Raw genomic sequence first — 15,046 nt, 5'->3', positions numbered from 1 at the left:
AATGTATTTTATCAGTGAGTTTGCTGCAAAAGTAGCAGAATTAAAAGACAGTGTTGCCATAACTGACAGGGACGGCAAGAGGTCGCTAACATATGGCGAGCTTGACAGCCTGTCCTCAAAGATAGCCCATAAACTGGCTGTAAGCGGTGTCTTAAAAGGAGACAGCGTGATCATCATCCTGCCCAGGATCAGCGAATATATAGCCTGTGAGATCGCGCTTTTAAAGCTGGGCGCTGTGGTAGTCCCTCTGATACCTGATTATCCTCAGGAGAGAGTAGCTTATATCCAAAAGGACAGCGGAGCCAAAATGCTCATAAGAGAGGACTTCCTTGAGGGTATAGATTCAGAGGATGCAGTATGTGACATTGTGGATGCCGGAGATGATGAAAGGGCCATGATACTCTATACCTCCGGCTCAACCGGTAAGCCCAAGGGGGTGGTATACACAAGGTCTAATGTGGATGCACATATCACGAGGATGAGTCCCTTTTTGGAGGAGATAAACCCTCTTGTTTTTGCTGCATCGGCGACCATGTCCTTTTGCGTGACTGTGATGGAATACCTATGCAATCTGTCCTTGGGAGCCCATGTCCATATGATCAGTGATCCTGTCAGGTCAGATGCAGGTCTTTTGGCAAGCTATTACACTGACAATCATATCAGAACAGGCTTTATCAGCCCCAGGATCCTGAAGCTATTTGATTATAAAGGCGCTGACCTTGTCAGAGTCCTTACGGCCAGTGAAAAGGTTGTCAATATCTACTCTGATGATTATGAGATCTATAACTGCTATGGTCAGAGTGAGACCATAGGTATCATAACTAAATTTCGCATAGACAAGCTCTATGACAATACTCCCATCGGCAAGGCTCTCACGGGAGCAGATATCGTGATCATAGACGGGGACGGTAATGAGCTTCCTGACGGAGACGAAGGTCAGATATGCATTATAGGTAATTTCCCCTGTGAATATAATAATCTCCCGGACCAGACTTCTCAGGTATTTAAGAAGCTCCCTGATGGCAGGACCTTTATCTATTCAGGTGATATAGGCAAAAAGCTGCCTGATGGCAATGTGGTCTATCTCAACAGGAATGACTGGATGATCAAGATCCACGGTCAGAGAGTAGAACCCGGCGAAATAGAGTCAGTCATGAACACGGTAGATGGTGTCACATCTTCCATAGTAAAGGCATTTGACAACGATGACGGCACCATGCTTTTGTGCGGCTTTTATACAGAGAGTAAGCCTGTGGACAAAGCTGCTATCAAAAAAGGTCTGGAGGACAAGCTGCCTCATTACATGATCCCCGGCGTATTTGTCAGGATGGATGCTTTTCCTGTAAATGCCAATGGCAAGATAGACAGAAAGTCCATTAAAAAGCCGGATTTTAATCAGCTCATGGCGGCCTATGAAAAGCCTGAAAATGAGATTGAAGAGAAGATATGTCAGGCTATGCAAAAGATCCTGAAGCTTGGTCTTGTGGGAAGAAATGACAATTTCTTTGAACTGGGAGGCAATTCCATAAATGCTGTAAACCTGTGTGCGGAGTGCAGCGTGGAAGGAATAGCGCCTCAAATAGTAGTGATAGGACAGACTCCTGCTGGGATTGCTGCTCTCATAAGTGATAAGAGCTTTTATTCAAAGCCTGCCCTTGAGATATCCCATAAGGTAGGAGACGTTTATCCCCTGTCTACGTCACAGAGGTATCAAAATACTGTATGTACCAGCCTGGGTACTACCATAGATGTCATAGATATGACCTATTATTTTAAACTCTCAGACACTGTTGATACAGACAGACTCTCAGCTGCGGTAGATAAGCTGGTCAATGATCATCCTATCTATAAGAGTCATATAGATATAGAGAATAACAGGCTCAATGTCAGTCATGAAGAGTTCCATATCACCAGAGTAGAGATCCCTGCCGGGGATTTTGAGAGCTACAGGAGTAAGCGCTATACAAGGGTTCGTGATATGAGGGTAGATCCCTTGTTTGAGGCAGAGCTTATCAGCCTTGACGATGGCAGCATTTATCTCTTTATCTGCATCTGCCACCTGATCTATGACGGCAAGTCTCTGGAAAACATGCTGGCATGCATATCAGCATATTATAACGACCAGGAGGGCCCTGTAGAGGAGGCTTCCATTTTTGACCTCATTGAATATGAGGGCAGGGTCAGTCAGGACAGTGGACTTATAGAAGCCGCCCGGAAAGTGTTTGAAGATAATTACAAGGGCCTTAAGAAAACGGAATTTTTTGCCTCTGAAAAGAAATATGCAACGGCGTTCTCCATGCCCATCCTCCAAAATATCAAACAAAGCGAGATTGATGATTTCCTGAAGAGATACAGCACCTCAATACTGACCCTTATGCAGCTGGCAATGGAGATCACAGTCAATAAGGTATATGGCGAAAAAGATTTTTGCTATATGAATGTTCACGACGGAAGGGGAAATAGCCTTTTGAATAATGCTCACGGAGTATTTGCCAAGGCTGTATTTATCCGCTCGGGACTGGGCAAGTATGGGAGCCTCAAGGAATACTTTGAGGGAATAGAGAAGCAGTATCAAAAGCTTGTCTATTATGACATTCTCGATACCTTTGATCTGGTGGATAAGTATCCGGCTATTAAATCAGGACTAACGGTGAACTACAGAAATGCTCCTTCTATGTCTCTAAAGCTTGGTGATGAGAAGTTCAGAACAGACTTTCTCATAGAGTTTTTTACAGTCAACAAGCCCTTTACCGACATGGATTTTATGATCAACAGATGGCCGGGGGATATGGGATATACGGTTTCCTTTGCTTCGGCAAAAGTATCAGAGGAATTTGCAAGAAGCTTTGTTGGCAGTTTTGACGAAGCGCTTACAAGGATTATAAAAGGAGAGGAAGATGGGATTTATAGAAAAGATTGACAATGCTCTGAGGACTTATGCGGACACCCCTTGCTTGACCGACAAAGATGCCACCAGGACTATTAGCTACAAAGAGTTTAATGCCCTTTCAGGTAAAGCAGCGGTCAAGCTTATGTCTATGGGCATCCGTAAGAAAGATGCTGTGATCATACGCCTTGGACGAAGCTATGAATATTTGGCTGCAGAATATGGTGCTGTCAGGATTGGTGCCACAGCCATCCCTGTTATTCCCTCTTACCCTGAGGCCAGAGTGGAGTATATAAAGAAGGATGCTGATGCCAAGCTGATCCTGGGCGATGACTTTTTTGATGACATAGATAAGTATGAATTTGATCCTGACAAGGCTGATGTGGACTCTTTTGATGCTGATAAGGGCGAGGAAGCTCCGGAGCTTAAGAGGTTTATCTTCTATACTTCAGGCTCTACCGGAAATCCCAAAGGAGTCATATACAGAGACAGGGCAGTTACAGCTGCGATAGTAAGGAATGTGGAGGATACAGCGCCCAACAAGGTCCATGTGGTCTATGCTTCCGCTGCACCCTTATCCTTTACTGTTACCATAGCTGAGTATTTCAAAAATATGGCTGTTGGTTCCCATGTGCATATGCTGTCAGAGGATACCAGAAAGGATGTAGGCAAAGTCCAGGATTATTATGCTGACAATAATATCACTGTGGGATTTTTGGCGCCCAGGATGCTGAAGGTATATAAGAACAAAGACAAGGCATTAAAGAGCGTAATGACAGGAAGCGAAAAGGTAGTCAATGTCTATTCGGATGACTACAGGATCGTCAATAAATACGGACAGACGGAGACTATAGGCTGTGTCTGCAAGTTTGTACTGGACAAGGCCTATGATAATACCCCTGTGGGCAAGCCTATCTATGGCATCACAGTTAAGATCATGGATGACGACGGCAATGAACTGCCCCGGGGCGAAGAAGGCAATATCATCATATATGGTGATCTGCCCTATGAGTACAACAATCTCCCTGAGCAGACTGCAAAGACCTTTAAGAAGATAGAGGATGGCCTTGTAGCAGTAAAGACAGGAGACGTGGGGCGTTTCCTTCCTGACGGTAATATCCTATTTGGCAATCGTCATGACTGGATGCTAAAGCTCCATGGTCAGAGAGTGGAACCCGGTGAGATAGAGTCTGTCATGAATTCTGTGGAAGGAGTTACAGGTTCCATCGTCAAGGCTTTTGAAAATGAAGACGGCACCATGCTTTTGTGCGGCTTTTATACAGAAAATAAGCCTGTGGACAAAGCTGTCCTTAAGAAGGGTGTTGAAGCCAGGCTCCCCCACTATATGATCCCCGGTATCTTTGTGAAGATGGACGCTTTTCCTGTTAATGTCAATGGCAAGATTGACAGGAAATCCATCGGCCGTCCTGATCTGAACCAGCTCACTGCAGATTATGAAGAGCCTGTGGGAGATGTAGAAGCAGCTATAGCCGCTGCAATGCAGAAAGTATTAAAAATTAAGAGGGTTGGCAGAAATGATAATTTCTTTGAGCTGGGCGGCAATTCCATAAATGCTGTGGCTCTGTGCACGGAATGCGGCATCAAGGGTATCAGTGCCAGAGACATCATGATGGGAGCTACTCCCAGGCTGATAGCAGAGGAGATCAAAAAGAACGCCTCCTTTGTAAAACCGGATATTAAAGGGGCTGATGAAAGCCAGACTGAATTTGAGATGACCAATGCCCAAAAATATCAGGTAAATGAGTGTGCCAAGATCAATACGCCTCTTGATATCAATGATTTCAGAGGCTACTGGAAGCTTCCTCAGGGAATAGATATCAGGAAGCTGATGGATGTTGTGAACGGGTATTTTGCTGACAGTCCCGGGCTTAATGTGAGCTTTGACAGTAAGAGCGGCAAGATGTACAGGACAGACAGAAAGCCCCATATGGAGGAAATAGATATTGAACCTTCGGAATTTGAGAAATTCAGGAGGCAGAGAGCTGCAGTCAGAAGGGATCTGACAAAGGATGAGCTCTATGAGATCGCTATCCTCCATGTAGGCTCTGATGATTATCTCTATATCAATCTCAACCACCTGATCTATGATGAATCATCTATCAAGAACATGATAAATGATATAGAGGCAGGATATGAGGGCAGAGAGAGATCTGCAGAAAATGTGGATATTTTTGACCTGTCTGTTTATGAACAGGATATAAGGAGCAGTGATTATTACAAGAAGGCTATCGAATATCACGAGAAGCTCTACAACGCGGTGACTCCTGATAATCTGCCTGCCAAGGGAGAAAAACAGGATAAGGTCTATTTTAAAAAAGTTGCGCCAGAGCTTGATAGAAAAAAGGTTGAGAACTTCCTGAAAGAAAGGGGAGTATCGGAGATCATCTATCTGCAGGCCGCTTTTGCACTGACTATGCACAAAAAGCTCATAAAGACTGAGAAGCTTACCAATATGACCATATACAACGGCCGTGTGGATCCAAGCTACAGATCTATCAGGGGTGTACTGGCCCAGGCCCTGTATATGTATACAGACCTTGATCCTGACAAGAGCATAGATCAGCTCCTCTCAGAAATACAGGATACATACCAGAACCTGTCATATTATGGCGGAATAGATATTGTGGAGATGTCTGACAGATATCCCAATATCAAAAACGATATATATATGAATTTCAGAGCTTCCATGGATCTGAATATCAGACTGGGAGGTTTGGAATGTGTCTATAAAGACATAGGCTTCTATTTTGATGATGCCCATATCTGGACCAGGCTCAATATGCTGGTGGATCATACAGCTGATAAGCATTACCAGGTTAGCGCGGCATCCGGTTTCTACGATACAGATATTCTCAAGGCTATAATCGATGAATTTGAGAAGATGCTGATCGGTTTGTTAGACGCAGGTAAGGTAGCAGATCTTTTGTGAGATTGAGTTCGAAGACGAGGTGCGTAGAATGGGCAAAAAAATTGTTGTATTTAACACATCTTCAACTGAGGCTGTTGTAACAGGTATCGGATATCCGGGAGATGCAGATTGTTTTGATGAGGTGGCTCTTAAACATCCGGACTATGATATTACTGTCATTTCGGCCAAGTTTTTCTTTTGCAACCGCTTAAACGGTGAGTTTGAGTATCCCAAGCATGTGTCTTATGTAGAGATGCCTTATACGGCTTCTCTGGATGATTATGTGGAGGCCATCAAAAAGGAGAAGCCTGATATACTGATCAGTGTTCCCACTGTGAGTATGGTGGTAGATTGGAACAGCATAACGGAAGCGATCATATGCGAGAAGTTTGAGAAAGAGGGTGTTAAGACCTATTGCCATTCTCTGGAGGCAGGACTTGCCTGTTATGACAAGGCCAGTACCCACGAAGCGCTGACCAGGGCAGGTATCAATAATTCCGGTTATGTCAGGATCGATTGTTCTATGTACAAGATCACTGACAAATCCCAGGGTGTGATCAAGCTCAATGTATACAGAGAGTATATAAAGCATGAACTTGAACAGCTCCATTTTCCTGTCATCATGAAGGATAATACAGGCTCCAGTTCCCTGGGACTCCAAAAGGTGGCCAGTGTGGAGGAAGCTCTCTCCGTTCTGGATTCTGACCTTTTTGATAATGATCTGATCGCTGAAGAATACATCAGCGGTGATCAGTATACTACAGAGATACATGGCTGCAAGGGCCATTACAGCGTCCTCCCGCCATTTGTCCTTAGCATGAACTCCGAAGGCATAACCGACAGCGCTAGGGGTATCAAATTTGGTCCTGTATGGAAGGATGATATGGGAATCAGTGAGCTTCAGGACAAGCTAAAGAGCTTTGCGGGAAAGATAGGATTAAACGGAGTAGCCAATGTAGACCTGGCCTATCACGATGGTGAATGGTATGTGATAGAGATCAATCCCAGATGGTCCGGAGCCACTATGCTCATGGCAACCTGCGAAGGAAGAGGGCTCTTTGATATCTATTTTGATATGCTGGATGAGGAGCAAAAGGATTATTCGGATCCTGACCTTCTGACCTATGGCTGCATCTTCAGAGTAAATGGCATTAAAAGGGATATGCTTGATGAGATCAGGGATATTCCCTATATCAAATGCTATGAATGGGCCGAGTACTCAGGCCATGTGATCACTGCTGTGGGAATCGGCGGCGCAGAGGATAAGGCTTCTATCTATAAGAGTGCTCTTGATTTTAATGACAGATACCCCGGTTCCATTATTGATGAGATCATGGAAAAGATAAGAGCGGTGTGCGAAGATGATTAAACTGTTTAAGAGAATGAAAAACAGCGACAAGGCAATGCTGCTGAGTTCTGTTATATTCATTGTCCTTCAGGTTTACTTTGATATGCGTATACCTGAGCTTCTCAGCGCAGCCCTCAAGGTCGCCAATAATGAAGAACTCTCTTTGGAAGAGGGCGCTTCTCAGATCAGATCCGTGGCAGCTATCATGGCAGGCTATGTATGTGTGAGCTTTTTGCTCTCGGCTGTATCCTCCATGATCATAGCCTGGGCAGTCATGAGCTTTGTGACAGGGATCAGACGTGACATATTTCATAAGGTCCAGTTGCTGTCTATCCCGGATGTGGACGGTTTTACCGTGTCCGGCCTGATCACCAGGTCTACTTCTGATGTCATGAATGTCCAGACCTTTATCCTGATAGGCTTTCAGGCTATTATCAAGGCTCCTGTCATCTCGGTATGGGCACTTGCCAAGATAGGTGCTTATGGCAGATCCTGGCAGCTCACGGTCATTATAGGTATCGCCTTTGTAGTGCTGCTCATAGCCGCAGCCATCATCATCGAAGCTCCCCAGATCAGAAAGGCGCAAAAGAACAAGGACAGCCTGAATAAGAGCGTTATGGAGAAGCTGGGCGGCGTGGATGTAGTAAGGGCATATAATGCTCAGGGACATCTTAGGAGTAAATTTGAGGGTATCAATAAGAAACTCACAAAAGCCATGACAATCTCCCAGCTGCCTTCTGCAGTAGTTATCCCCGGGATAAATCTGGTCCTTTATGTAGTCACCATAGTGATCTATATACTGGCTGTATATCAGATTAACAGCGGCTATGTAGAGAACCAACTGGACGTGGTTACGGATATTGTTGCCTTCATCCCCTATACGGCGCAGCTGCTCCTGGCCTTTATCTTTGTGGTACAGGTCATGATGTTATATCAGGGCGCTCGTGTATCCTCATCCAGGATAGCAGAGGTGCTTGACAGCAGGATCAGCGTGGAGGATACAGGCAGTGACAATACGCGTGCAGATGATAATGATGAGACTCCCGCATTAGAGTTTCGGGATGTGTCCTTTGGATACAATAATCCTGAGAACTGCTTTTTGAATAATATATCTTTTAAATGCTCAAAGGGCTCTACTACAGCGATCATAGGCGCCATTGGTTCCGGCAAGACTACCATCATCGATCTCCTCATGAGATTCTATGATGTAAATAAGGGAGAGATCCTCCTGGGCGGCGTCAATATCAAGGATTACAGTCTCCATGAACTGAGAGATCAGATCAGCCTCACAGCTCAAAAGGCTCTGCTATTTACAGGAAGCATAGAAGAGAATGTAAGGCTGGGCAATAACGGAAATGACAGCCCCTATGACCTTGAAAAGACATGTGAGATCGCAGGTGCTGCAGAGTTTATAGAGGGGCAGGAGGAGCAATATCAGGCTCCTGTGCTCAAGAGAGGTACCAATTTCTCAGGCGGTCAAAGGCAGAGACTGTCTATTGCCCGTTGCCTCTCCAAGCCATGTAAGGTCATGATTTTTGATGATTCTTTTTCTGCACTTGATTACAAGACTGAGAAAAAGGTCCGTAAGATGATCATGGAGAAGTTCTCCGGTGTTACCAAGATCATCGTCTCTCAAAGGATAAGCACTATTGTGGATGCCGATCAGATCTTGGTCATGAATAACGGAGCCATAGTAGGATGCGGTAGTCATGAGATGCTGCTTGAGACCTGCAGGGATTATCAGGAGATATATGCATCCCAGCACAAGGATGATGATATCGCTTCAGGATCAGTAAAGGAGGAATCTTATGCGTAAGAATAATTCCTCTGTTATCAGATTGTTTACATATGCCCCCGGCATGAAGGCAGGGGTCATCATTGCTGTCATATTGGTGATCCTGTCAACAGCTCTGTCCCTGGTAGGCCCTGTCCTCAACGGACGTGTCATGGATACAATCACTGCCAATATCAAAGAGCTGGGAATGGTCAATCTGCCCATAGTAGTACCGGTCCTTATAGTGATACTGGTGATGAGGATCTGTCAGTTCCTGACGGAGCTGGCACAGAGGGCGATCATGGTAAAGGCTACCAACAGGATCTCCCATAATCTCAGATATAGTCTCTTTGACAAGCTGGACAGGCTCCCTATGAGCTATTTCTTTAATAATTCCACCGGTGATACCATGTCCCGCGTGACCAATGATGTGGACATAGTCAATCAGAACCTGACACAGTGTACTGTTAATATGGTGGGAAGTATAGTTACCATTATCGCGGCTTTGATAGTCATGCTGGTCTTTGATCCTCTTTTGACCGGAGTCTGCGTAGGTCTCAACATAGTCCAGATAGTCATCGTATCCATTGTGGCAGTTAATTCTTCCAGATTTTATACCCATCAGGTCAATTACCTTGGCGCTGTGAACGGCTATATAGAAGAGAATTATTCAGGCCATGGCATTATCCTGGCCTATAATGCCGCAGGTAAATCAGAGAAGAGATTCGGAGACCTTAACATGAGGCTCAATAAAGCGGCCTTTAATGCTCAGGCTATATCGGGACTTACTGTGCCCCTGGCTTCGGCATTTACCTATCTGTCCACCATGCTCCTGCTGCTCTTTGGTGTTACCTTGTCTATGGACGGCTCCAGAACTCTGGGCCTTGTTATCACCTTTATAGGATTAAACAATTGCCTGTCGGCTCCTCTTAACTCGCTTATCCAGTCGCTCCAGCCCCTTGTCAGCGTCAAGGCTGCACTGACCAGGATATTTGGGATGATAGATGAAGAGGAACTCTCCAAAGACGGTGACAGGCAGCTGCCGGAAGATATCAAGGGCAGCGTGAGCTTTGACCATGTAAAGTTTGGTTATAAGAGGGATCACATAGTTATAAAGGACTTTTCGGAAGAGATCCGCCCCGGTCAGAAGGTCGCCATTGTAGGCCCTACCGGAGCCGGTAAGAGTACACTTATCAACCTCCTTATGAGGTTCTATGAGGTTAATTCCGGAACTATATCAATCGATGGAATAGATATCACATCGGTATCGAGAAGATCACTAAGAGACAGGGTGAGCATAGTACTGCAGGAGCCCTGGGTCTTTGAAGATACCATACGCGAGAATCTGACCCTGGGCAAAGAAGAGTATACTGATGAGATGATAGAGAAGGCTGTAGAAGCTGTGGGCCTTGATTATCTTATCTCTACTCTGCCCGGCAAATATGATACTGTGCTGGATGAACATATGAATCTGTCCACGGGCCAGAGGCAGCAGCTATGTATAGCCCGTGCTATCCTGGCGGACAAGCCCATAGTCATCCTGGATGAAGCTACCAGTTCTATTGATACCAGAACGGAACTGGCTATCCAGAATGCCATGGATAAACTTATGCAGGGCAGGACCAGCTTTGTCATAGCTCACAGGTTGTCAACCATAGTAAATGCAGACGTGATACTGGTATTGAAGGACGGAGATATAGTAGAGAGTGGCAGCCATGAAGAGCTTCTTGAGAAGAAGGGCATGTATTATGAACTCTACAACAGTCAGTTTGATGACTGATCAGGGGGTATTATGAGACTGATCGATACTTTCCCAACAGATAAGATCGGAAATCTGGAATATCGTCCGGGGCGGGCCCTTCCTTTTGGTGCAAGCCTTATTGATGGCGGTGTGAATTTCAGTATCTACTCAAAGGAAGCGACAAGCTGCACCCTTGTACTCTTTCATCATGGTCAAAAAAAGCCCTTTGCAGAGATACCCTTTAAGGAAGAATTCAAAATAGGAAATGTCTATGCGATGATGGTATTTGGCATAGACATAGAGTCCACTGAATATGGATATCGTTTTGACGGCGTTATGGATAAGAAAAAGGGCTTGTGGTTTGATAAGGAAAAGATAGTACTAGACCCCTATGCCAAGTCCGTATCAGGCAGGAGCAGATGGGGCGAAAAGCCGGACTTTAATGATCCATTCCCTCACAGAGGGCAATTGATCAGAGAAGACTATGATTGGGAGGGTGATAAGCCGCCACGCCTTAGGCAAAAGGACCTGGTCATATATGAGATGCATGTCAGATCCTTTACCCAAAATGAAAACAGCGCTGTCAGGCACAGGGGCACTTATGCAGGGATCACGGAGAAGATACCTTATCTGAAAAAACTGGGTATCAATTGTGTAGAGCTGCTGCCCATTTTTGAGTTTGACGAGTTTGAAAATTACAGGGAAATAGAAGGACGTAAACTATATAACTATTGGGGCTATTCCACTGTGGATTTTTTTGCTCCCAAGGCAGGCTATGCAGCCTCTGCGCCTTTTGGTATGGAAGCGGATGAACTCAAAAATATGGTCAAAAAGCTCCATGCAGAAGGAATAGAGATAATACTTGATGTTGTATTTAACCATACGGCAGAGGGCAATGAAAACGGACCATATATATCCTATAGGGGTATTGATAACAGAACCTATTACCTATTGACCCCAGATGGCTATTATTATAATTTCTCCGGCTGCGGCAATACTCTGAACTGTAATAATGCAGTTGTCAGAAATATGATACTGGACTGCCTCAGATACTGGGTATCCTCTTATCATATAGACGGATTTCGTTTTGATCTGGCTTCTATTCTCACAAGGGACCAAAACGGTGCTCCTATGATGTCTCCTCCTCTTATAGAGAGTCTGGCTCATGATCCCATTCTTGGAGGCTGTAAGCTTATAGCTGAAGCCTGGGATGCAGGCGGCCTCTATCAGGTGGGCAGCTTTCCTTCCTGGAACAGGTGGGCTGAATGGAATGGCAAATATAGAGACTGCGTAAGGGAATTTATCAAGGGCAATGCTGATGCCGCTGTGGAGCTATATTGGCGTATTGGAGGCTCTGCTGATCTGTATGGTGCAAGGAGCCCTGAGGTATCGGTGAATTTTCTCACCTGTCATGACGGATTTACGCTCTATGACCTGGTCTCTTATAATGGCAAACATAATGAGGCCAACGGAGAAGACGGCAGGGATGGCTGCGATGATAATCACAGCTGGAACTGCGGCGCTGAAGGTGAGAGTCCGGATAAAGAGATCTATGACCTTAGACAGCGCCAGATCAGAAATGCCATGACCATACTCCTTACCAGCAGAGGAGTGCCCATGTTACTTTCGGGAGATGAGTTTGCCAATACCCAGTATGGCAATAATAATGCCTACTGCCAGGATAATGAGATATCCTGGCTGGACTGGGATAGGGCCATAGAGTACGGGGACCTGACCAAATATATATCAGATCTCATAGCATTTAGAAAAGCTCATCCGGTTCTTAGAACTTCTGATTTTAACATGGAGCATAATGGCACAGGATATCCGGAGCTGTCCTTCCACAGTGAGAGGGCCTGGGAATATGACCAGATGGGTCCCAGGCTGGTACTGGGATATATGTTTGCGGAAGATCATGCACGCTTTGGTCTGAAAAAAGACTCTTTTATATATGTGGGACTAAATGCCCACTGGGAAGACCATGAAATGGAATTGCCTATCCTTCCTGAGGGCTATAAATGGTACCTGCAGGCAGATTCTTCAAGCGGACGTTCCTTTGCTCCCGGTAAGGGTAAGCCATTTACGTCCGGCAAGCTATTTCTTCCCAGTCGCAGCAGCGCTGTTTTACTGGGGTATATGAAATAGATCCTTTGTGATATGGACTATTATCTGGTATGAATAGAGAGGTGGATAGTCATGATATCTTTACTCTGTTCGTTTGCAGCATTGTTTATCGGATATTTCACTTATGGCAAAATGGTGGAAAAAGTCTTTGGACCTGATGACAGGAAGACTCCTGCCTACAGGCTGCAGGATGGAGTTGATTATGTACCCTTAAAGACCTGGAAGGCCTTTCTCGTACAGCTCCTGAATATAGCGGGCACAGGGCCTATATTTGGTGCTCTCATGGGAGCCTGCTTTGGTCCTATAGTCTTTCTCTGGATCATCTTTGGATCTATCCTGGGAGGCGCGGTCCATGACTATATGATAGGCATGATCTCAGAGAGAAATGAAGGCAGATCCATTGCGGAACTGTCAGGTATCTATCTGGGAACTGCAGCAGGGTGGGGGATGAGGCTATTTTCTGTGCTGCTTCTGCTTTTGACAGGCACTGTATTTGTCACCAGCCCTGCAGCTCTGATAGCCAGGCTGACTCCTGAATGGATGGGAGTGAAGTTTTGGATAGTGGTCATACTGATCTATTATATTTTGGCAACTCTACTTCCAATAGATAAAATTATCGGCAAACTATATCCTGTCTTTGGCATAGTACTGATCACCATGGCCATAGGCATATGTGCAGGCACCATTATCGGTGGCTATCATATCCCTGAGATCAGTGCCAGGAATCTTCATCCCGATGGGCTCCCTGTATGGCCGTATATGTTTATCACTGTTGCCTGCGGCGCCATATCGGGCTTTCATGCTACTCAGTCTCCCATGATATCCAGGTGCATCAGTTCGGAACGCGAGGGCAGAAAGGTATTCTACGGAGCCATGCTGGCTGAGTCTGTTATAGCTCTGACCTGGGCAGCAGGAGGCGTGGCTTTCTATGGGACCACGGGAGGCCTTAGCAGCGCCCTGACTCAGATGGGCCAGTCCGGTGTGGTATATGATATCTCTACCGGTATGCTGGGGACTGTGGGCGGTATACTGGCGGTGGTAGGCGTAGTTGCCTGTCCCATCACATCGGGAGATACTGCCTTTAGGAGTGCTAGGCTGATCTTAAGTGAGATAACAGGCCTTGATCAAAAGCCTATTAAAAACAGGCTCTTTATCACTATCCCCCTTTTGGGCTTGGGGGCAGTCCTTACTCAGCTGGATTTCAATGTATTGTGGAGGTATTTCTCCTGGAGTAATCAGACACTGGCAATGATCAGTCTCTGGGTGGCCAGCGCTTATCTTATCAAAAATGCAGATAACCAATATAAGAGCCTCTTTACAGCTATGCCGGCTGCCTTTATGTCTGCCGTGAGCATGACCTATATCCTCATGGCAGAGGAGGGCTTCTCTATCAGCATGTCATTGGCATATCCTGTGGGGATCATATTTGCAATATGCACCTTCATATTATACCTTGCCATTCTCCTCAGGTCCGCCAAATAGCCGGCTGCTGTATTGTCGCAGCTGCAGATGTTATTTTCCACTTTCGCTGCAGTCCAAATGGTGTTTTACTAAAATTCTTCAGCAGCCTTTTAAGCATGCGCCTCACTCGAAAGAACTCGCAGGGAAAGGGGGCGGGGTGTTTGCTTTCAATGGTCATATGCCCGCTATGCGTGCATATACAATAATTGAAATCTCCATCTCTTTAAGCAAGCTTAAAATCTGGAGATTTCAATTATTTATTGTGTGCTGGCGCACCCAATGACCATTGGATGAGATGTATCACCCCTTTGCCCTGCTCAGACAGCTTTCTCGTGGGCGCTAAAAGGCTGCTTTGAAGAATTAAGTAAAACTACCATTTGAACTGAATGCTCACTTTGTAAAATAAACATCTGAAGCTGCGAGATCACTGTATAGAGATACGGAGAGCTGTTAAGGAGATTGATAAAGAATCAGTTATTGTTCAGACCCCAACTTGAGATAAAAATACCGGTGATCTAGACTTTTATCAGTCGGACCACCGGTATTTTCTATCAAATATCTCTGACACATTCGTGTAAATATTGCTGGGATCATTTTCGCGCAGCGTAACCAGCACACCCAATCCATCGCAGTAATACTCTAGACTGCTGAATGACCGGTATGTCATGACCTGCTTGATTTTACGTTTTACCTTACGAGCCTGACGCTCACTTAAGTTATTATTGTGCGGAACTCTTTTATCATGAAGGAACAGCAGATGGTTATGCATGTATTTCTCCATT

General features: G+C 45.3%; 7 protein-coding genes and 1 pseudogene. 7 read left to right on the top strand and 1 reads right to left on the bottom strand.

Translation table 11 applies throughout. The annotated features are described in order from the left end of the window. Position 1 precedes the first annotated feature (1 nt). The 7 genes from G636_RS0113480 to G636_RS0113450 are packed head-to-tail and all read left to right on the top strand — an operon-like array spanning position 2 to position 14,285. Positions 2 to 2,920 carry an AMP-binding protein gene (locus G636_RS0113480; protein WP_026508485.1) on the top strand — a complete coding sequence of 973 codons (2,919 nt, stop codon included), beginning with the start codon at positions 2 to 4 and terminating at the stop codon, positions 2,918 to 2,920. Next, entirely contained in the window at positions 2,898 to 5,837 is a 2,940-nt protein-coding gene (locus G636_RS0113475; protein ID WP_026508484.1) for an AMP-binding protein, read from the top strand. The genes G636_RS0113480 and G636_RS0113475 overlap by 23 nt, the downstream gene beginning before the upstream one ends. Before the next feature lie 28 nt (positions 5,838 to 5,865). Then, positions 5,866 to 7,185, top strand: a complete 1,320-nt coding sequence (locus G636_RS0113470) for an ATP-grasp domain-containing protein (RefSeq protein WP_026508483.1) — start codon at positions 5,866 to 5,868, stop codon at positions 7,183 to 7,185. After that, on the top strand, positions 7,178 to 8,980 hold the full coding sequence (locus G636_RS0113465) for an ABC transporter ATP-binding protein (RefSeq protein ID WP_026508482.1): 1,803 nt from the start codon (positions 7,178 to 7,180) through the stop codon (positions 8,978 to 8,980). The genes G636_RS0113470 and G636_RS0113465 overlap by 8 nt, the downstream gene beginning before the upstream one ends. After that, positions 8,973 to 10,718: an ABC transporter ATP-binding protein gene (locus G636_RS0113460; protein ID WP_026508481.1), complete on the top strand. Its 1,746-nt coding sequence runs from the start codon at positions 8,973 to 8,975 to the stop codon at positions 10,716 to 10,718. Before G636_RS0113465 ends, G636_RS0113460 begins: the two co-directional genes overlap by 8 nt. Before the next feature lie 12 nt (positions 10,719 to 10,730). Then, a complete protein-coding gene (glgX, locus tag G636_RS0113455) occupies positions 10,731 to 12,824 on the top strand; it encodes a glycogen debranching protein GlgX (RefSeq protein WP_026508480.1) in 2,094 nt (697 codons plus the stop codon). Positions 12,825 to 12,875: 51 nt separating this feature from the next. Further along, on the top strand, positions 12,876 to 14,285 hold the full coding sequence (locus G636_RS0113450) for a carbon starvation CstA family protein (protein ID WP_026508479.1): 1,410 nt from the start codon (positions 12,876 to 12,878) through the stop codon (positions 14,283 to 14,285). A gap of 505 nt (positions 14,286 to 14,790) precedes the next feature. Here the strand turns inward: G636_RS0113450 and G636_RS20745 are convergent. Continuing rightward, a pseudogene (locus G636_RS20745) lies at positions 14,791 to 15,046 on the bottom strand (IS66 family transposase); the annotation flags it as partial.

The organism is Butyrivibrio sp. MC2013 (assembly GCF_000424585.1).
Classification (GTDB): Bacteria; Bacillota; Clostridia; order Lachnospirales; family Lachnospiraceae; genus Butyrivibrio.
Note: the sequence above shows the minus strand (reverse complement) of the source record. Positions and strands in the feature narration are given on the sequence as shown.

What these genes read in the sequence shown, in the direction of transcription:
- G636_RS0113450 (WP_026508479.1), top strand. Translation starts at nt 12,876, where the DNA reads ATGATATCTTTACTCTGTTCGTTTGCAGCATTGTTTATCGGATATTTC.
- G636_RS0113470 (WP_026508483.1), top strand. Translation starts at nt 5,866, where the DNA reads ATGGGCAAAAAAATTGTTGTATTTAACACATCTTCAACTGAGGCTGTT.
- glgX (WP_026508480.1), top strand. Translation starts at nt 10,731, where the DNA reads ATGAGACTGATCGATACTTTCCCAACAGATAAGATCGGAAATCTGGAA.
- G636_RS0113475 (WP_026508484.1), top strand. Translation starts at nt 2,898, where the DNA reads ATGGGATTTATAGAAAAGATTGACAATGCTCTGAGGACTTATGCGGAC.
- G636_RS0113480 (WP_026508485.1), top strand. Translation starts at nt 2, where the DNA reads ATGTATTTTATCAGTGAGTTTGCTGCAAAAGTAGCAGAATTAAAAGAC.
- G636_RS0113460 (WP_026508481.1), top strand. Translation starts at nt 8,973, where the DNA reads ATGCGTAAGAATAATTCCTCTGTTATCAGATTGTTTACATATGCCCCC.
- G636_RS0113465 (WP_026508482.1), top strand. Translation starts at nt 7,178, where the DNA reads ATGATTAAACTGTTTAAGAGAATGAAAAACAGCGACAAGGCAATGCTG.